The 19,738-nt window shown below is 66.1% G+C and carries 14 protein-coding genes; 5 read left to right on the top strand and 9 right to left on the bottom strand.

Annotated features, from left to right (window positions below; translation table 11 throughout):
- Positions 1–19: 19 nt before the first annotated feature.
- Together QP140_RS04770 and QP140_RS04775 are read right to left on the bottom strand one after the other, a co-directional pair.
- Entirely contained in the window at positions 20–1,249 is a 1,230-nt protein-coding gene (locus QP140_RS04770) for an acetyl-CoA C-acetyltransferase (protein ID WP_284758485.1), read from the bottom strand.
- A gap of 129 nt (positions 1,250–1,378) precedes the next feature.
- A complete protein-coding gene (locus QP140_RS04775; RefSeq protein WP_284758488.1) occupies positions 1,379–2,284 on the bottom strand; it encodes a class I SAM-dependent methyltransferase in 906 nt (301 codons plus the stop codon).
- On the opposite strand from QP140_RS04775, the gene QP140_RS04780 reads away from it, so the two are divergent.
- A complete protein-coding gene (locus QP140_RS04780) occupies positions 2,284–3,471 on the top strand; it encodes a glycosyltransferase family 4 protein (protein WP_284758490.1) in 1,188 nt (395 codons plus the stop codon). The two genes, QP140_RS04775 and QP140_RS04780, sit on opposite strands and share 1 nt — an antisense overlap.
- On the opposite strand, the gene QP140_RS04785 is transcribed toward QP140_RS04780, so the two are convergent.
- Positions 3,468–5,261 carry a hypothetical protein gene (locus QP140_RS04785; RefSeq protein WP_284758491.1) on the bottom strand — a complete coding sequence of 598 codons (1,794 nt, stop codon included), beginning with the start codon at positions 5,259–5,261 and terminating at the stop codon, positions 3,468–3,470. The two genes, QP140_RS04780 and QP140_RS04785, sit on opposite strands and share 4 nt — an antisense overlap.
- An 81-nt stretch (positions 5,262–5,342) precedes the next feature.
- Complete coding sequence (locus QP140_RS04790) at positions 5,343–6,548, bottom strand: DUF3068 domain-containing protein (RefSeq protein WP_284758492.1); 1,206 nt, start codon at positions 6,546–6,548, stop codon at positions 5,343–5,345.
- A gap of 253 nt (positions 6,549–6,801) precedes the next feature.
- On the opposite strand from QP140_RS04790, the gene QP140_RS04795 reads away from it, so the two are divergent.
- Positions 6,802–8,094: an acyltransferase family protein gene (locus QP140_RS04795; RefSeq protein ID WP_284758493.1), complete on the top strand. Its 1,293-nt coding sequence runs from the start codon at positions 6,802–6,804 to the stop codon at positions 8,092–8,094.
- On the opposite strand, the gene QP140_RS04800 is transcribed toward QP140_RS04795, so the two are convergent.
- The 3 genes from QP140_RS04800 to QP140_RS04810 all read right to left on the bottom strand — a co-directional run bounded on the left by QP140_RS04800 (position 8,004) and on the right by QP140_RS04810 (position 12,777).
- Positions 8,004–11,855 carry a DUF3367 domain-containing protein gene (locus QP140_RS04800; protein WP_284758495.1) on the bottom strand — a complete coding sequence of 1,284 codons (3,852 nt, stop codon included), beginning with the start codon at positions 11,853–11,855 and terminating at the stop codon, positions 8,004–8,006. The genes QP140_RS04795 and QP140_RS04800 overlap by 91 nt on opposite strands.
- Positions 11,856–11,904: 49 nt before the next feature.
- Positions 11,905–12,114, bottom strand: coding sequence for a DUF2613 domain-containing protein (locus QP140_RS04805; RefSeq protein ID WP_012359452.1), 210 nt, complete (start codon positions 12,112–12,114; stop codon positions 11,905–11,907).
- A 96-nt stretch (positions 12,115–12,210) separates the two neighbouring features.
- Positions 12,211–12,777, bottom strand: a complete 567-nt coding sequence (locus QP140_RS04810; RefSeq protein WP_284758497.1) for a universal stress protein — start codon at positions 12,775–12,777, stop codon at positions 12,211–12,213.
- A gap of 76 nt (positions 12,778–12,853) precedes the next feature.
- Here QP140_RS04810 and QP140_RS04815 point away from each other — a divergent pair, with 76 nt between their 5' ends.
- Positions 12,854–14,071 carry a glycoside hydrolase family 3 N-terminal domain-containing protein gene (locus QP140_RS04815; RefSeq protein ID WP_284758499.1) on the top strand — a complete coding sequence of 406 codons (1,218 nt, stop codon included), beginning with the start codon at positions 12,854–12,856 and terminating at the stop codon, positions 14,069–14,071.
- Between the two features lie 163 nt (positions 14,072–14,234).
- Positions 14,235–15,965, top strand: a complete 1,731-nt coding sequence (locus tag QP140_RS04820) for a VanW family protein (protein WP_070761186.1) — start codon at positions 14,235–14,237, stop codon at positions 15,963–15,965.
- Positions 15,966–16,047: 82 nt separating this feature from the next.
- Here QP140_RS04820 and QP140_RS04825 read toward each other — a convergent pair whose 3' ends face one another.
- Both QP140_RS04825 and aceA read right to left on the bottom strand, forming a co-directional pair.
- The gene (locus QP140_RS04825) at positions 16,048–16,536 is read right to left on the bottom strand and encodes a carboxymuconolactone decarboxylase family protein (RefSeq protein WP_284758500.1); all 489 of its coding nucleotides are present in this window, start codon (positions 16,534–16,536) and stop codon (positions 16,048–16,050) included.
- Between the two features lie 176 nt (positions 16,537–16,712).
- On the bottom strand, positions 16,713–18,005 hold the full coding sequence (gene aceA / locus QP140_RS04830; RefSeq protein WP_148791782.1) for an isocitrate lyase: 1,293 nt from the start codon (positions 18,003–18,005) through the stop codon (positions 16,713–16,715).
- A 465-nt stretch (positions 18,006–18,470) separates the two neighbouring features.
- Here aceA and QP140_RS04835 point away from each other — a divergent pair.
- A partial coding sequence (locus tag QP140_RS04835; RefSeq protein ID WP_284758502.1) for a malate synthase G occupies positions 18,471–19,738 on the top strand: 1,268 nt, incomplete at its 3' end.

A 19,738-nucleotide genomic window follows, 5' to 3' on the forward strand; every position in this document is an offset into this window, starting at 1 on the left:
ACTGTCGGGTGTCGATCGCTTAGACGCGCTCGATGATGGTGGCCACGCCCATGCCGGCTGCGACGCACAGGGTGATCAGCGCGTAGCGGCCGCCGGTGCGGTGCAGCTCGTCGACCGCGTTACCGGTGATGATCGCGCCGGTCGCGCCCAGCGGGTGGCCCATGGCGATCGCACCACCGCTGATGTTGAGCTTCTCATCCGGGATGTTCAGCTCGCGCTGCGCGCGCAGGACGACGGAGGAGAATGCCTCGTTGATCTCCCAGACGTCGATGTCCTCCGGCTTCAGACCAGCCTTGGCCAGCGCAGCGCGGGAGGCCGGTGCCGGTGCGGTGAGCATGATGGTCGGCTCCACGCCGGTGGTGGCGACGGAGACGACGCGAGCGCGTGGCTCGAGGTCCATCTCCTGACCGGCCTTCTCGGAGCCGATGGCCAGCAGGGCTGCGCCGTCAACGATGCCGGAGGAGTTACCAGCGTGGTGCAGGTGGTTGATGCGCTCGAGCTGCGGGTACTTCGTCTGTGCGACGGCGTCGAAGCCACCCTGGTCGCCGATCATGGCGAAGGCCGGACGCAGGCCGGAGAGGGACTCCACGGTGGTGCCCTGACGGATGGTCTCGTCGCGGTCCAGCAGCACCTGGCCGTTCTGGTCCTTGACCGGGACGACGGTGCGGTCGAAGCGGCCCTCCTCCCAGGCCTTGGCGGCGCGCTCGTGGGAGCGGGCGGCGAAGGCGTCGAGGTCCTCGCGGGTCATTCCGTCGAGGCTGGCGATGATGTCCGCGGAGATGCCCTGCGGGATGAAGTCGTTGTAGAAGTTGGACTCCGGGTCGAGGGCGAGGGCGCCACCATCGGAACCCATCGGCACGCGGGACATGGACTCCACGCCACCAGCGAAGACGAGCTCATCCCAGCCGGAACGCACCTTCTGCGCGGCGAGGTTGAGGGCGGTCAGGCCGGATGCGCAGTAGCGGTTGATCTGCAGTCCGGTCGCGGAGTACGGCAGGCCGGCGTTGAGGGCCGCGGTGCGGGCGATGTCCATGCCCTGGTCGCCGACGGGGGTCACGCAGCCCGCGATGACATCGTTGATGCGCGCCGGGTCCAGGCCCGGGTTGCGCTCCAGGATGGCCTCGATCAGCCCGCTGAGCAGGCTGACCGGCTTGACGGTGTGCAGGGATCCGCCGGGCTTGCCCTTTCCGCGGGGCGTCCGGACGGCGTCGTAGATGAAGGCCTCAGGGGCGCCAGAGTTACTCGTCATGACAGTCCTTTGGTTCCTATCGTTCGAGAAATGTGTCCTGCATCACTCTAATCTATTTCGAGCCGATAGTTGTACTTTTATTCTCTTCTTTTTAGGACGTCAGTTCCCGCCTCCCCGGGGTGCTGCCACTTAGGACTTCCGGAACACCAGAACCAGGTTGGATACCGCGAACTCCCGCAGCAGCGGAACCCGCACCATCCACCATGCCCACCAGGGGTGATAGCGCGGGAACGCCGCTACCAACTCCGCGCCGCCTGCGGCGGCAATGCGTTGCCCGTATCGCAGGCCATCGGCCGCGGAGACGTTGAACAGCGACTCGCCCCAGCGATTCTTCGGCGGCTTACCCATCTTCTTCTCATAACGCTGTGCCGCGAACTCCCCACCCACGTAGTGCTCCCACAACCCGGTCTCGTGCCCACCGAAGGGGCCGAGCCACACCGTGTAGCTGTAGATCATCACCCCGCCCGGTTTCGTGACGCGCAGCATCTCGTCGGCCATCACCCAGGGCTCCGGCACGTGCTCGGCGACATTGGAGGAATAGGTGATGTCGAAGGCCTCGTCGATAAACGGCAGCTCCATCCCGGAGCCCCGCACCGAGGAGGCCAGGGTGATGCCCGCGGCCGCCATCTCGCCCACGTCCGGTTCGCAGGTGACGTACTCCGCGCCCGCGCCGCCGAAGGCGACACCGAAGTAACCAGGCCCGCCACCGACGTCCAAAATCTTGGAGCCAGCGAGCTCCCGTCCCGTCGCGCCGCGCCACAGGGCCTCGATGAGCCCCACCGTGTCCTCGGCGAGGTGGCCGTAGAAGATGTCGGGACGAGTCTGCTCGTAGCGGAAGTCCGAAAGCAGGCCCACCGCGCGCCGCAGGCTGGCTTTCGGGCGCCAAAAGCGCAGGGCGGAATTGCCCGCGGGGGCGGTGAGGGTAGTGCTGACGCGGCGGAAGAATCGCCGGGCGGGGTGCACGGAAGTCATGGAAGGAATTGTGACATAACCAGAAGTGCTTGGGGGTGAATCCGGGTAGGGTGTGATGCACAATGAGTCGTTCCCTGAAAGTAATTTTGCTGTGCTGGCGCGACACCAACCACCCGGAGGGCGGTGGTTCGGAGCGCTACCTCGAACAGGTGGGGCAGTACCTCGCCTCCCAAGGTCACGAGGTGATTTACCGCACCGCTTACTACCCGGGAGCGAAGAAAACCGAGCACGTCCAGCGCGGCGGATACTGGCTGAAGTTCTCCCGCGCCGGGGGAAACTTGAGCGTCTACCCCCGCGCGCTGCTGGCGCTGCTGGCGGCCCGGCTCGGCCTGCGGGTCGGCGCGATCGGCAAGATGGGAACCCCGGACGTGGTCGTCGATACCCAAAACGGTGTGCCCTTCTTCGCCTCCCTCGTCGCCGGCGCCCCCACCGTGGTGCTCACCCACCACTGCCACCGCGAGCAGTGGTCCGTCGCAGGCCCGGTGCTCTCCCGGATCGGCTGGCTCGTGGAATCCAAGATCTCCCCGCTGATCCACCGCCGCAACCGCTGGGTCACGGTCTCGCAACCCTCGGCAGAAGAATTCGCCAAGCTGGGCGTGCCGGCCGAAAATTTCACGATCATCCGCAATGGCATCGAACCGGTGCCCGAGGCCGCGCGCGGGCACAGCGCCCAGGAGGGGGAGGACAAGCCCGTCTACCTGGTCGCGCTATCCCGACTGGTGCCGCACAAGCAGATCGAGCACGCCCTCGACTGCCTCGCCGCCCTGCAGCGGAGCCACCCCAACCTGCGCCTAGACGTCATTGGCGATGGCTGGTGGTCGGAGAACCTGCGCCGATACGCCCAGGAGCTGGGGGTAGACGGCAAGGTGGTCTTCCACGGCTACGTCAGCGAGGAACTCAAGCACCGCATCCTGCAGCGCGCCAGCATCCACGTCATGCCCTCCCGCAAGGAAGGCTGGGGGCTCGCGGTGATCGAGGCAGCCCAGCACGGGGTGCCCACCGTGGGTTACGAATCTTCCGCAGGTCTGCGGGACTCCATCGTCGACGAGGAAACCGGCCTGCTGGCCACCTCCCCGGGCGGGCTGATCAACGCCGTCGAACACTTGCTGGACGACCCCGCCCTCTGCCGGCGCATGGGGCAGGCCGCCGAGCGGCGGGCAGCCCAGTACTCCTGGGAAAACACCGGCCGGGCCTGGGAGGAGCTGCTGCAGCAGGTGGCGAAGCCCCGGAAGGCCGAAGGGCAGCACTAGCTGGAGATCTCGGCGGCCAGGGCGCGCCGGCGCCCGTCTCGCCACGCCCGGCCCAGTGACCATAAGCCCGCGCCCAGCGCGCCCAGCTGGGTGATCCAGTACAAGACCATGCCCGCCACCGCGGGCGTGGAGGGCTGCTTGCTGCCAGCCCCGTGCGGCTGCGGGATGCGGTAGAGCTGCATGCCCTCGACTTCGTCGACCATCGGATACGCCTCCAGCAGCTCGTCGAGCTGTTGGTATTTCTCGTCGCCGCGCATCAGCGGCCGGTCGGCGATCACCCAGCCCACACCGCTGGCTGCCAGCGTGTCCCGGCCCGCCATCGTGTCTTTGATAAGCCGGATCGTATCCCGATCGCCGTCGACGATCTTGCCATCCACGATGAGGAACTGCGGATCCAGCGGCTGACCAGGCAGCATCTTCAACGCCGGGGTGAGGGTCGGTTCGCCGTCCTCACGCAGGCGGTAATTGCCGGGAGGGAAGAGCAGAATCTTGGTCCGTGGCACCCCAGAGATCGTCTCCGCGAAGCTCGCCCATGCCGGCGAAATACGCTGCGGGGCGGTGGGGGCGACGTCCGCGGGATAACCAGGCACGGTAGCGATGACCAGTGTGCCGACGGCTAGGGGTGCGACCCCGCCCATCAGTCGGGCGCCGGCGGGGGAGAGCCCCTTGCTGGTGGATACCGCGCGCTGTCGCAACCGCTCCAGACCTACGGCCAGCAGCAGGATCAGGCCCGGCAAAGCCAGCCCCACGAGCTTGTGAGTATCGCGGAATAGTGCCGCCCCCGGGACATGCGCCACCAGAAAGCGCATCAGGGCCAGCCCAACCGGTGTTGCGAGCAGCAGGGGGACCGAGAAGGCCGCAGCGGTGAGCACCGCAACGCCCCGGTACACGCGCCACAGCTCCGCGATGCCCCACGCCGCGAAAAGGAAGAGCGCGAGCCCCGCCAGCGCGCCAAGCAGGCCCCGGGAGGGAGGGATCGCGCCGGCGTTCCAGATACCACCCAGCCCCAGCACCGAGACCACCGTGCCCAGCGGGCCATCCGGGCCCACCGCGAATGCCTCCGCGCTGCTGGCCGAAGACCGAGAGGGCGTGCCGTTGAGCAGGGTCACCAGCAGCCAGGGGCTTGCCAGGGCGAGGCTGGTGAGCAGCACCAGGGCGCGGGAACGCGCCGTCGGGCTAAAGACCAGGGCGACGAGCGCGCCCAACACCAGCCCGGCCGGGGTCAATCCAGCGAGGCTGATTAGTAGCACCTGGGGGCCCCGGAATCCTGTCGCCGCACAGTAGGAGATCGCGGGTAGCAGCATTACCGCCAGTGCTAGCGACCACTGACCCTGCAGCAGCCGCTCGATGACATACGGGTTCCACACCACGAACAGCCCGCACACCAGCTGGGTGGCCCGGTGGGCGCCCGCCATGTCGCGGGCCATCTTCACCGCGCCAAGGATTCCGCAGGCTGCCGCGATCAGCACCAAAGCCGCCGCCAACGTGGTCGAGGGGATGATGGGCGAGAAGACCGCGAGGATCGCGTCCTGCGGCAGCGCCCGCGGCGCATAGTCCGCCTTGCCGAGTACTAGGTCATTGGTAGTGAGGCTGAAGGGCACCATCATGTCGCGGAGCATGAAGGCCCGATCCCGGGACGGGATGAGGCCCCACCAGAAGGGCCACAGCGTGCTGGCGGTGACCGTGAGGATGAACAGTCCCAGCCCCCACGCCGGAACGCGCGGGGTGGACTGGCCGGACTCACCTGTGGCCAGTCCCCGCGTCGGCGTCGAATTCATGGAAAAGCTCACAATAGAAGTTTAAGCCCGCCCCGTTGCTGCGAAAGCAGAAACGGAAAGCGGGCTTAAAACGTCAGGCGACTAGATTGCGATCTAGCTCTTACGCGGTGCGCGCTGCAGCCACAGGCCGACGAAGAGCAGGAACAGACCCAGCAGGCCAGCGATGATCGGAACCGTGGTCCCCATCGTCTTGATGGTGCTCAGGCCTTCCTTGGCGGTCACCATCTGGCCTTCCTTGGACTTCTCGTCCCACTGTGCCGGCAGGTACATTGCGGTGCGCTTCGGGTTGGCCAGCTCGCGCTCCCGGTTCTCCGGCTTCGCGATCTCCTTGGCTTCCTCTTCGTCCTGCGCGTAGAACATCCAGATCTCTTCGGCACCGTTGACGATCACGCCAGTCTCCGGCTCGATGCTGATCTTGCGGTTAACGGTGTAGTAGCGCTGCATCTCGACGTCCGGGCCAGCGTCGGACTCCTCGTCCTTGTCCTTACCCTTCTTCGGGTTACGGATCTCGTCGTCCTTCAGGCCCCAGACCTTCGCCGGGAAGGTCAGCTTCAGCGAGGCGAGGACGCCCTCCTCCGCGGCGGTCAGGGAGCCGTCGGACTCGAGGTACTTCTTCTGTGCGTCGTACAGCGGGGTCGGGTCGATCGTCTGCTCGAAGGTGTAGATCTTCTCGCCGCCCTGCTCGCCTTCGTCGACGAAGTCGATCGGGTTGGTGGTCAGGGTCTGGGCGTCGAAGTAGGGGTAGGACTTCCGGTCAGCGCCCATCGGGAACTGGTACTGCAGGCCCTTACGGACGAACTCCGGCGGGGTGTAGCCCTCCGCGTCCTTGCCCTTCGGCGGAGCCAGGTTGAGGGAGGAGACCGGGTCGGTCACCGGCATCTGAGTCTTGCGGTCCAGGGTGACGCGGTCGATGGTGGCGGAGAGCAGGTTATCCGGCTCGCTCTTGTCCGTGCGGAAGACGGTTTGGCCAACCTCCAGGGTGACCTGCTTCTTGTCGCTCGGCTCCTGCGCGGTGGTGAACTTCTGGGTCTGGATTTCGACGTCCTTCCAGATGAAGCACGAGACTTCCTTGTTGTCCCCCTTGCACTCCGGGCGGTTCTTGTTATCCCCCACGGGCTTGCCCTTCGCCAGCGCTCCCGAGTCGAGGAGGCGAGCCTCTACCGGCTCGGTGCTCGTCGTCGACACGACGTCCAGCGGCAGAACCTTGCCCTTAGGGACGACGTAGGTCGGAAGGGCGATCGCGAAGACCAGCAGAGCTGCTCCCAAAACGATCGAGATTAGGGAGATGGTTTTTCTCATATGGCAATTCCGTTCAGTGTCCTTGAGGCCTCTCTGCCCAGAGATCCCTCTTACAACAACGTGTTCGCCATACTTTAGCCAAAAATGAAAGTATGTAAGGGGAAAGAAACAAAAAATTCTCTGGTTTTATTGCTATACACCGACTTCAGTCCTCAAGTACGCGTCGGGTGCCTACAATGAACGGCCAGGAACCCGCCCGCCACGGTGGTTGTGACCCACTGGCGCGCCCATCACTGCACCGAGGAGGGTGAGTATGCGCTCTGCGTCCGCGTCGGAGAACGCTTCAGAGACGGGGCCGTCCGCACCGTCCACGACGTCGTCCAACGCAGCCTCCGGGACCGCCACGACGTCGTCCTCGGGAACCGTGGCACCGTCGGGAATTGGTTCAGTGCCGACGACGGCTCACCCCAAGACCCCCTTCCTGCCCTCCCTGGAGGGGCTCCGCGCGATCGCGTGTTCGGGGATCATCATCACGCACGTGGCCTTCCAGACCGGCACGGACACTGGCTCGCTGATCAACCAGATCATGGCGCGCACGGACTTCTTCGTGCCCGTGTTCTTCGCCCTCTCCGGCTTCCTGCTGTGGCGCCGCCAGCACGTGCAATTCCGCAACCGGCGGGGCGTGGCCAGCTACTACGTCAAGCGCCTGGGGCGCATCATGCCGGCCGCCTGGGTGATGATGCTCTTCGTCTTCCTCTTCCTGCCGGTCGCCGATAACCCCTCAGCCAAGCAGATCGTGGAGAACCTGCTCATGGCGCAGGTCTACTTCGCCGACGGCCTGGTCGGCGGCATGACGCACCTGTGGTCGCTGTCCGTCGAGCTGACCTTCTACCTCGTGCTCCCGCTGATCGCCCTGCTGATTGGGAAACAGCCCCGCTGGCGCCGGGTGCTCGTCATCGCCGCGCTCGGGCTCATCAGCTACTACTGGGCCTTCCTGCCGCCCTTCACCGGGGAGCTGGAGCCGGGGCGGGTGAACCCGCACACGATGCCCCCGGCGTTCGCGGCCTGGTTCGCGATCGGGTTTCTCTCCGCGGAGGCGGAGGCCTGGGTGCTGGGCACCCCGGAGCGCAGCCGTCGGTTGGTGGCGGCACTGTACCGGCTGCGGCCGCTGTTCTGGCTGATCGCACTGGCGGCGCTGGTGGCCGCGGCCATGGATGGCCCGCAGGGGCTGGTGCAGGCCACCCCGGCTGAGTTCGCGCGCCGCACGATTTATGGCACGGTCTTCGCCGCCGCTCTGATTACCCCCTATGCGTTGGCGCCACGCTCGGCATTCCTGGAGTCCGCGCCGATGCAGGCGCTGGGGCGCTGGTCCTATGCGATCTTCCTCTGGCACATCGCGATCCTCTCGGTGGTCTTCCCGCTGCTGGGGGTCCCGATGTTTAGTGGCAATCACGTCCACACGGTGATCGTGATGATCGCGACCTTCGTGCTGACCGTGCCGGTCGCCGCGTTGAGCTATGCCTTGGTGGAGGAGCCCGCCCGGGTGGGGATCAACAAGATGTGGGCGAAGTACACGGCGAGCACAACCGCCAGCAGCGCCAGCTGAAGCACCCAGGAGTCCCCGGCGTAGTGGCGACCGGTCCACGGGCCCTGCGCCGCGAACACGGCTGCCAGGAACGCACCCGAGCCGGCGACGATGCGCAGCACGCCCCCGGTCGGCAGGGACCGGAGGATGGGGTGCTGCTCGGCCCAGCGCTGGATGCCAGGCCGGGCGAATACTAGCTGCAGCAGGGCCAGCACCACCGCGAGCATCAGGCCCGGGATGCCGGCCAGCAGGAACGCCAGGGCCACGGTGGCGAGCAGCGCCGCGCCGCGCTGGGCCCGGTTGAGCGGGGTGGCGCTGTGGGCTGCGGCGCTAGCCTCAGCCTGGGCCTCGTCGGCGGGCTCAGCGGATACCTCGTCGGCCGCCGCGGTGACCTCGCTCGAATGTGCCGACGCCCCAACCGCTGCCGCTGCCGGGATGCCCGCCCGGCTGCCCACCTGGCGAGCGCGCCGCTCCGCCAGCGCCCAGGCCAGTACGACCGCGAGAGCCAACACCAGGCCCGCAGCCAGCCAGGCCTGGTAAAAGCCGGTGGCCGCGAAGCTGAGCGCGATCGTGCCGCTCACACCTGCGGGAACCACCCAGCCCTGCTGCCAGCCGTTGATCACCATCGGGTGCAGGCGAATCTCGCGGGAGCCCTCGGGGTCCGCCACGTGCAGGGTGGCCACCCGACCCGGGTTGGCGTTGGAAGGTAGGAACACCACCCGCTGCTCCGAGGAATACCCCAGGTGGAAGCGGTCGTCACCGCCAGAGCCACCGTCCTGGGAGACCACCGGCAGAGCATCGGCCGCGGGAGCCTCGGAAACCGCCTCCGCGTACAGCGGTTCAGCCACGGAGAGGGCGGCCCAGCGCGCCGTCGTGGCCAGGCGGTGACGTCCTTCCGAAAGAGAGAACTTCTCCCCGCAGCGGTAATCCTCCCCGTCGACGGTGACGACCGCAGACTCCGCGCGCGACGATGAATTCTCGCAGCCGGCGGTGTGGAGCACCAGCTCCTGGCCCGCGAGGTGCTCCGGCACCGTGAACTCCCGCACCATGGAGTGCTCCGGGACCTCCTGGCCGAAGACGAAGCGGTTGAGGTAGCGCGCCGAAGAACCGTCCAGCGCCGGGACGGTGGGCACCCGCCGGGGCGTGACATCCTGGGCCGCCCCGCCGCCGTCCGTGGCGAAGACCTCGACCTCCGAGAAGCCCACGTCCGAGAAGCTGCCCAGCAGCTGGAGGCGCACCCGATCGCCCCTGCCACCCGGGATCGCGATGCGCGTGGCCTCGCCGGCCTTGACCGTCACCGTCGTGCTGCCCAGCGGGCTATCCCCGGCATCGCTGCGGAAGCTCTCCGCATGGATGCGCGCATCCGCGCCCTGGGTGAGCAGGGAGACGCTGAGGCCCCGGTGCGGCTTGTCCAGCTCCAGTTCCAGGTACTGGCCGATCGCGCGCCCCGGGCTGGGATACCACGCGGTATCCGGGTTGCCGTCCACCGCGGCGGTGAGCGAACGGCGAGTATCTGCCCCACCGAATCCCGTAGGGTCCGCCGCGGTGCTGCTCGCCCGAACTGCGCCGCCGGTGGTGCGCACCTCAGTCAGCGGGTGCTCGTCGTGGTTCGCTGGATTCGCGCCCTCTGCCACACTGGTCAGCGGATAGTCCCGCACCGGGTTAAGCACCCGCGTGGAGTCCTTGGGAGCGCGGATCTCGGAATCCGCGTTGGTCACGTTGCCGTAGTTGTGATCGCGCCGGGCGGGGGTGTCGGTGAGGGTCTGCGGGCCGCGTTCGGCGAAGGCATCCGCGCCCATGCCGGTTCCTGCGAGCTGCTGGTGGAGGACCCGAACGCGCGGAGTATCGGTGCGGCCCAGGGCGCGGTCGGCAGCATCCAGCCGGGGGAGGGCCTCGGGCCCCGCGTGGATGACCTCTACCTGTTCGGCAGCGATCTCCCGCAGCCCACCGGCCGGTTGTGGTGCGTCGCCCCCAGTCTGCTTGGGAGTGACGGCGAAGATGCGAACCTCGGGAGCCTTCTCATCTCCGAACGCCGCGACCTCACGGAAGCCACCCGAACGCCGCAGCGTGCGCAGCACCGAATGAGCCCCCGGGGTATCCGCGGCCACCGTCAGATCAGTGCGAACCAGCACGTGGCCCACGCCCTGGGAACGCAGGGTCGCAGCCAGGGTGGGCAGGGGTTGCCCGGAGTGAACCTCGCGCTGAATGCCGTCCAGCCCGCGGATGGCATCCGGCTGCACGAGCGGCACGGAGTCGCGCACCACCCACGGCACATCCAGCAGTGGCTGGGCGGGTTCGTCGCGAGTATTGCCCCAGGTCTGGCGCCCAAAACGCGCCTGCGGGAGCAGCATGACGCGCCCGTCTTCCGGCTGGGTACTGTTCTCATTCAGCCAGTCCGCGGCGGCCCGCCAGTACTGCGGCACGCCACGGAAACCGTCGGCTGGGGCGATCCGGCCGGACCAGCCGGGGGCGGTGGCCAGCACAGTCAGAAGTACGGCAGCGAACACCTTCACCACATGGGGGTTCTTCTCCGGGTGGCGCCACTGCTGCATCCCCGCCCGGTCTCGGCCGGGGACCCGCACGTGGGCCAATGCGTGGGCCACGCCCACCATCAGCGGCAGCCGCACCAGGACGTCGAATTTGTGCAGGTTGCGCAGCGCGGCACCAGCGCCGTCGAGGAAGGAACGCGCTCCGCCGGAAAGCAGGGAGAAGGGGTCCACCGCGACCCCGAGCGCAGCCAGCCCCACGCCCAGCATGCTCAGCCACACCCCGGCGGCTGGAAGATCGCGCCGGGCAAGCCCCCACAAACCGAGCAGCGCCACCGCGAGGGTGGCAAGGATGAATACCGGCTCGCTGACCAGGGCAGCGCCAGCTACGCGCTCGGAGGAGAGAAAGGGAACCCAGCTGGTTGTGCCCCGCAGGTTCTCCAGCAGATTCAGCCAGCGGGTGGTCAGCGAACTCGACTCGATGTAGTCCGTGAAAGGCGGGGAGTAGCGGCCCAGGATCAGCAGCGGGCCGACCCACCAGAAGCAGACCGCCAGCCCAGCGGGCACCCACCAGCGGCTGAAGTAGGCCACCTGTCCGCGGGAGTCGCGGCGTAGCCAGGCGGCGAGCCAGAAGATCACCGCCGGCAGGATCGCCACGGCGGTGGCCACCGCGTTGACCGCGCCCATGCACAGGGCCGCCACCGCGCTGCGCAGCGCGGCCCGGCGCAGCAGCACCTTGTCCTCGGCGCTCAGGGCACGGCCGGTGGAATCCGCGGTGGAATCGTCGCTGGCACCGGCATCAGCTGCGGTGCCAGCCCCGGCTCGCGGCCGCAGCACGTCAACGAGCGGCAGCAGCACCCACGGTGCCAGCGCGCACACCCAGGCCTCGGAAGAAATTGCGCCCAAGGTGGTGAGCACCCGGGGAGAGAGCGCGAAGAGCATGCCCGCCAGGATGCGGGAGAAGTTGTTCCCGACCGGCAGCTTCTCCAACAGCTGAACCATCCCCGCGAAGGCCAGGAATAGTAGGAGTGCCCACCACAGGCGCTGGGTAACCCAGGCGGGCAACCAGGAGAAGAGCGCAAAAAACAGGCCGTGCGGGAAGAGGTACCCGTAGGCCTGGTTCTGGAGCTGCCCCAGCGGAAACACCTCAGTCCACGGCTGGAGCGCTTGGGAAAGAAAGCCCCAGGGATTCTGAATCAGGTCGAGCTTGGTATCAGCGACCGATAGCCCAGGGGCTTGGAGAAAGGCGAAGGCCAGCCACCCGATGGCGCACAACAGCCACGCGCGGCTGCGCATGCTCGAGTGGACGGGGGCCTTCACCTAGCGGATAGCGTGCAGCGTTGAGCTAGCTCTCGACGCGGCCGCCGTACTGCACCGCACCCAGGAAGGCGCTGTCCTGGTCGACGGCGACAGCCTCTGCGGAAGGCAGGCTCGTGTTATCGGCGGCAGCGCCAGCGCCAAAAGCGACGAGGCCACCGAGGATGGCGCCCGAAACGATAGCGGCGATGGCCGGGCCGGCGGTGCGGCGTGGTGCGGAGTCGTTCTCGAATGGCATGGGAATCCTTAAAGCGTCGTCGTGGTGCCGTTCCTCTCCAGCCGGAGAGGGTGGCATCGGGTGTTGTGGACTTATGTAGTGGTGAACCCCAAGTCCTTAATCATCCTCGACAGTCGGGACGATAAGCACTGGCCGGCCAGCATTCTTCACGATGCTGTCGGAGACGCTGGATTGAAGGATGGCCTTCCACCCGCTCAGCGCCCGGGAACCAGTGACGATGATGTCTACATCGAGCTCTTCTGCAGCGTCGACGATGGCGCTCCAGATGGCTGTTTCAGACTCTACCAAAAAGGGTTCGGTGGCAAAGCCGTTTTTGCGAGCAAACTCCACACCTTCCCGGCAGGTGGCCACAGCCTCGGAATATGCGGGGTCCTCGTTCTCGTTTTCCTCCGGCGAATCCACCGACCAATCGTGCTGCATCATCCCGCTCATACCCGCGGCACGGGCGGCCTGGCGGTGGATAGGCTCCCACACGGTGAGGATGTAGGCGTTATTCGCGGACAGGAAGCGCCCGGCGTAATCGATGGCCGCCTTAGCTTGCTCGCTGCCGTCGTAGGCAATGAGGACGGTATCGCCCTTCAGGCTGCCGGTGCTGCCTTCCTGCGCCTCTGGCTGCGGGGAGGGGGTGGATGCATCCTGGGCGGTCTGGGCGGGATCAGTCACGGTAGGCCTTCCTCGTTTCGGGTTGCCGGCTTCATGCCAACACTTGTTGCTCTTCTCCCCAGGTTAGTACGTTGGAATGATGACTTCCCGTCTTTCCCTTCTTCCCCGTTTCCGCAGTGGGACGGCGCGTCCCGCCGCCGCTGCTGCCCTGGTCACCGGTCTCAGCCTGGCTGCCGGCTGTTCTGCTGGGGACGAGGATCCCGCTTCCTCTTCCGCCCCGTCTTCTTCTATGACGACGACGTCCCCGGCCAGCGCCTCAGAGACCACGCCGCCGGCACCGCAGGTGCCGGCCGAGGAGCTCGCGCCGAAACTCCTCGCGGTCGGGGTGACGGACTTCGAGAGCGCGCGGGCGGCCGTGGACGCCGGGGTGCGGCACCTCTTCTTCGGGACGGGGTCGGACTTCAGCATGCTCAATGGGCAGGGCGATCCCGAGCGGAGCATCGCCGCGCTGCAGCGCCGGGCGGGGGAACCGCTGCGGGTATCCGTCGACGAGGAGGGCGGGATGGTTCAGCGGCTCGCCGAGCTGATCGGCACCCTGCCCGCGCCCCGGGACATGGCTCGAACCATGACCCCTGAGCAGGTGCGGGACATGATGGCGGAGCACGGCCGGAAGATGGCCGAGCTGGGATTCACCGTGGACTTCGCCCCCTCCATCGACCTGGCTGGCGGCGAGAACATCGAGGACAACGCGATCGGCTCGCGTTCCTTCGGCTCCGACCCGCAGGTCGTGGCCCGCTATGCCCGCGCCTACGTGGAAGGCCTCCTGGACGCCGGTATCACCCCGGTGCTCAAGCACTTCCCAGGTCATGGCCACGCCAACGGGGATTCCCACACCGGTGAGGTCTTCGTTCCGCCGGTGGAGCAGCTCAAGCAGGCTGACCTGAAGCCCTTCGCTGAGCTGCTGGAGATTCCGGGGGTCGAGGTGATGATGGGGCACGTCCAGGCGCCGGGGCTGAACCCCGACGAGCCGGCCTCAGTCAGCCCAGCCACCTATGGGTTGCTCCGCAAGGGCTGGGAGGGCTTCGGCGGCTACCAGGGGGTCGTCTATACCGACGACCTCACCGGGATGCGCGCGGTCACCGACCACTACCCAGGTGCAGAAGCGGTTGTCGCGGCCCTTTCTGCGGGCGCGGATCAGGGGCTGACAGCGGCCGGCGAATTCGACCTGACCGAACTCATTAACGCGGTGACCGAGGCGATCCGACGCGGGGAGATCGCACCCGAACAAGCCCAGCGCAGCGCCGAACGGCTCACCCCTCCTGCGCAAGAAACGGAAAACCCAGGCCGTGGATAGCCTGAAAACCCAGCGATAGTGCGGAAGTTAAAGACCTGAGAAAGTTCCTAGAAACGCTGGTCGGCCTATAGACTGTGCCTTATTGCTGGGTGCGGGCATCTTCACACGCTAGATGGAGCCGCACCCTGCCTATTAAGGAATCGAACTAGGAAGGTACGCCGTCATGGCGGCAGCTGCGAAAAAGAAGACTATAAAGCCGCGCCACAAGCGCCGCCGCTGGCCCCTGTTCGCCTGGGGACTCCTTATTCTCCTCGGCCTCGGCGGGGTCCTCTACGGAGTGGACTACGCCATGAGTGAGGGCAAGGTGCCCCGCGGCGTGACCGTGGGCGGGGTGGACATCGGCGGGCTGCCGAAGGACCAGGCGGAACAGCGCCTCGTCAATAACCTCGGCGACGTCGTGCGCCAGCCGGTGACCGTTAACGCGGGCAACATGTCCAGCATCGTCGACCCGCGCGACTCCGGCCTGCAGGTCGACTGGTCCAAGACCGTCGATCAAGCGGGGCAGCAGCCGCTGAACCCGATCACCCGCATCCGCAGCTTCTTCCAGACCCGCGAGGTCGGCATCGTCTCCCAGTTCCACGAGGGACCCCTCGCGACGACGCTGCGCCGCGTGACCGATGAGCTCACCCGCGAGCCAGAGAACGCGCACGTCTCCATCACGGAGAAGGGCAAGCCGAAGGTCGTCGCCGATAAGCCGGGACAGACCGTCAACCGAGACCTGGTCGACGCGCGGGTCCGGGAACACTGGCTGAACAAGGACCGCACCGTGCACGTCGACGCGGACGTCGTGAAGTCCAATATCCCGAAGTCCGCGGCGGAAGAGATGGTGGAGAAGGTCATCAAGCCGGCCACCAGCGGCGACGTCGTCTTCAAGGGACGGGACCACGTGGACGGCACCCTACGCCCGGAAGATATGGCGCATGTCGTCAGCTTCAACGAGAAGCCGGGCAAGAAGCCGGGCACGGGCACCTTCGAGCCGGTGTACTCCACTGAGGCGGCGAAGAAGATCCTGCAGCCGCAGCTCGCGGAGACCGAGGTGGAGTTTCGCAACGCGGGCTTCAATTTCAAGGGCCGCGACATTGAGGTCATCCCGCACCAGGACGGCGTGGAGATCGAGTGGGACAAGACCCTGGGAGACCTGGGCAAGAAGGTGCTGGATGTAAAGCACCGCGAGCACAAGGTCTTCTACGAAGACAAGAAGGCCGAGTACACGACCGAGGAAGCCGAGAAGGCCCACTTCGACGACGTGGTCAGCAGCTTCACGACCCACGGATTCAGCGCCTCCTCCGGCGTGAACATCCGCCGCGTCGCGGAGATGGTCGACGGGGCTATCGTCCTGCCGGGAGAGACCTTCAGCCTGAACGGCCACACCGGGCCGCGTGGCAAGGAACAGGGCTTCGTGGAGTCCGGCATCATCATCGACGGTCAGGCAGGCGAGGCCGTGGGTGGCGGCATCTCCCAGTTCGCCACCACGCTGTACAACGCCTCCTACTTTGCGGGCATGGAGGACGTGGCCCACACGCCGCACTCCTACTACATCTCCCGCTACCCGGCCGGCCGTGAGGCCACGGTCTTCGAGGGCGCGATCGATCTGCAGTTCAAGAACCCATTCGATACCCCGGTGCTGATCGAGGCCTCGGCAGGCTCGGATAGCGTGACCGTGCGGATGCGCGGCGTGAAGCAGGTTGAGGTGGAGTCCATCGCGGGATCCCGCACCAACCCCACGAAGCCGGAGGTCCGCAAGGGCAAGGGCGATAAGTGCATCCCATCGGGTGGTGCGCCAGGCTTCACGGTCACGGACACCCGCGTGATCAAGGACCTGCGCGGCAAGGAGATCAAGCGCGAGACGCAGACCACGGTCTACGATCCGCAGCCGATCGTGCGCTGTAGCTAGCAGCGAAACAGTGATGGGCGCCCCGGGTGGGGCGCCCATTGTTGTCGTACGGGCAGTGCGCCGTTGTGTGAAGGGGCCGAGCTTAGGAGTAGTTGGCCTCGTGGGGCGGGTGACCGCTGGCGATGGAGACGCGGTTGAAGGCGTTGATCGTGATGATCGCCCACTCCAGGGCGGTGAACTTCTCCTCATCCAGGGTGCGTAGCGCCCGGTTCTGGATGTCCACCAGCTCCGGGCCGCTGATTGTTCCGGTGGTGCTGCGGCCGATGGTCAACGCCTCGGCGAGCTCGAGGGCGATGCGTTCTTCCTCGGTGTAGATCTCGGCGTCCTGCCAGCTGGGCAGGAGGTCGAGTTTGAGCTCGGATACGCCCGCGCGCCGGGCGGCGGGGACGTGCACGCTCAGGCAGGCGGGGCAGCCGTTGAGCTGGGAGACGCGCACGTTGACCAGCTCGGTGAGTGCGCGGCTGAGGCCAGCGGCGCGTTCCGCGCGGCGGACGTGGCGGGTCACGCCGGCGAGTGCCTTATAGGTCTCGGGGTGGGTCTTGTCGAGGAATGGGCGTTCGGCGGGGCTCATGGCTTCCCTTCGTGCTCGAGCTGGGTGTTTGGGCTTCGTAATGGCGGAGGTTAGCGGAAAACACGAAGCCGGGTGGGAAGCCACAGTGATGTGGTTCCCACCCGGCTGGGTGGTGCTAGCGCGCGGCCGTTGTTGTGGTGTGTGGTGGCCGGTGCGCTAGGCGGACAGTTCCGTGATTAGAACTGGCCCTCCTCGGTGGAGCCCTTCAGGGCGGTGGTGGAGGAGTTCGGGTCGACGGTGGTTGCGATGGCGTCGAAGTAGCCTGCACCGACCTCGCGCTGGTGCTTGACGGCGGTGAAGCCGCGCTCCTCGGCAGCCTTGAACTCGCGGTTCTGCAGGTCGACGAATGCGGTCATCTGCTCGCGAGCGTAGCCGTAAGCCAGGTCGAACATGGAGTAGTTCAGGGCGTGGAAGCCAGCCAGGGTGATGAACTGGAACTTGAAGCCCATTGCGCCCAGCTCGTTCTGGAACTTGGCGATCTCGTCTGCCTCGAGGTGTGCGGACCAGTTGAAGGACGGGGAGCAGTTGTAGGCCAGCAGCTGGTCTGGGTGCTCCTCGCGGACTGCCTCGGCGAACTTCTTAGCCAGCTCGAGGTCCGGGGTGCCGGTCTCCATCCAGATGAGGTCAGCGTACGGAGCGTATGCCTTCGCACGAGCGATGCATGGCTCGATGCCGTTCTGGACGTTGTAGAAGCCCTCAGCGGTACGGCCGCCGGTCAGGAACGGCTTGTCGCGGTCATCGACGTCGGAGGTCAGCAGGGTTGCAGCCTCGGCGTCGGTACGTGCGACGACCAGGGTCGGGGTGTTAGCAACGTCAGCTGCCAGACGAGCAGCGTTCAGGGTACGAACGTGCTGCTGGGTCGGGATCAGGACCTTGCCGCCCAGGTGGCCACACTTCTTCTCGGAAGCGAGCTGGTCCTCCCAGTGGGAGCCAGCGGCGCCAGCCTTGATCATGGCCTTCTGCAGCTCGTAGACGTTCAGAGCGCCACCGAAGCCGGCCTCACCGTCAGCGACGATCGGGACGAGCCAGTTCTCGACGGAGTCGTCGCCCTCGACGCGAGCGATCTCGTCGGCACGCATCAGAGCGTTGTTGATGCGCTGAACAACGGTCGGCACGGAGTTTGCCGGGTACAGGGACTGGTCCGGGTAGGTGTGGCCAGAGAGGTTGGCGTCACCTGCGACCTGCCAACCGGAGAGGTAGACAGCCTTCAGACCAGCGCGGACCTGCTGGACAGCCTGGTTACCGGTCAGTGCGCCCAGAGCGTTGATGTAGGAGTCGTCGCCCTTGTTGACGGCCTCCCAGAGGATCTCAGCGCCGCGGCGTGCGAGGGTGTGCTCCTCGAGGACGTTGCCCTGGAGCTCTGCAACCTGCTCAGCGGTGTAGTCACGCTTGACCTGTGCCCAGCGCGGGTTCTCGTCCCAGTCCTTCTGGATTTCAGCTGCGGTACGTGGAGTTCCGACAGTCGACATGTGATGTCACTCCCTTTGTTGGTGGAGAATTGTGCCTAACAGTACGAACCTCTGAGGCCGTACGACGCTCAAGTCGGGCCGGTGATCCCGGTGTAAAACCTGGTTGAAGGGCTCGACCTTGTGTGTCACAGGCCACTCTACCAAAGCGTTCCTGCACGTCAACGGGTTGCGGGCGAGTGAATTGTGTGGGGGTACTCGCCCTTTTTGCAAAGTTTGCAAAGTTCTATCTGTTCAGATTTTTCCCGTTGTGGTGTGATTTGTCTCTCGTGCAGGGGTGATGCTGGGCGTTGAGCTCTTTCATCCGGGGGTAACTCGGGATATTGTTCAACGAAAATTTTTGCTTTTCGCCAGCGAACGGGGGTAGTCGCTGTTCGCTCGTCGGCCGGTTTGCCTCTTTCGTGATCGAGGTCACCTAATGTGGGAGGGGTAATACACATGGGAAACCGCAACATAAAGGAGTCGAATATGGCCCAGACTCAGCAGACCGAACGCGTCAGCGCTGGTGGCCTCCAGGTCGCCAAGGTTCTCTATGACTTCGTGAATAACGAGGTTCTTCCGAAGGCTGGTAAGTCCGGCGAGGACAATCAGAAGAAGTTCTGGGATGGCTTCGGCGAGATCGTCGAGAAGTTCACCCCGCGCAACAAGGAGCTGCTGGCCAAGCGCGATGAGCTGCAGGCCAAGCTCGACCAGTGGTACACCGACCACAAGGGTGCTCAGGATCCGAAGGAATATGAGGCCTTCCTCCGCGAGATCGGCTACCTGGTTGACGAGCCGGGCGAGTTCGAGATCGCGACCCAGAACATTGATAGCGAGATCGCAGAGACCGCCGGTCCGCAGCTGGTCGTCCCGATCCTCAACGCCCGCTTCGCTCTGAACGCGGCGAACGCTCGCTGGGGCTCCCTGTACGACGCCCTCTACGGCACCGATGCCATCTCTGAGGAGAATGGCCAGGAAAAGGGCAGCGGCTACAACAAGGTTCGCGGCGACAAGGTCATCGAGTGGGGTCGTGAGTTCCTGGACCGCGTCATCCCACTGGAGTCCGGCTCCCACAAGGACGTCACCGCCTACGCCGTGACCTCCGGTCAGATCACCGGTGAGATCGACGGCGAGCAGGTCAACCTGCGCAACCCGGAGGTCTACGCAGGCTACGCCGGCGAGGAGTCCAACCCGTCCGGCATCCTGGTCCGCAACAACGGCCTGTACTTCGAGATCCAGATCGATCCGGAATCCCCGATCGGCAAGACCGACAAGGCCGGCGTGAAGGACATCCTTATGGAGTCCGCCATCACCACGATCATGGACTTCGAGGACTCCGTCGCAGCCGTCGACGCCACCGACAAGACCCTGGGCTACCGCAACTGGCTCGGCCTGAACGTCGGCGACCTCTCCGAGGAAGTTGAGAAGAACGGCAAGACCTTCTCCCGTACCCTCAACGAGGACCGCTACTACACCGCCAAGGACGGCTCCGAGCTGCGCCTGCAGGGCCGTTCCCTGCTGTTCGTCCGTAACGTTGGCCACCTGATGCAGAACCCGGCGATCCTGGATGCCAATGGTGAGGAGATCTTCGAGGGCATCATGGATGCCGTCATCACCTCCGCGGCTGCGATCGAGGGCCTGAACAAGGAGAACGCGCACCGCAACTCCCGTACCGGCTCCATCTACATCGTGAAGCCGAAGCAGCATGGCCCGGAGGAGGTTGCTTTCACCAACGACCTGTTCGGTGCAGTGGAGGA

The sequence above is a fragment of the Corynebacterium sp. UMB9976 genome, assembly GCF_030212265.1.
Classification (GTDB): Bacteria; Actinomycetota; Actinomycetes; order Mycobacteriales; family Mycobacteriaceae; genus Corynebacterium.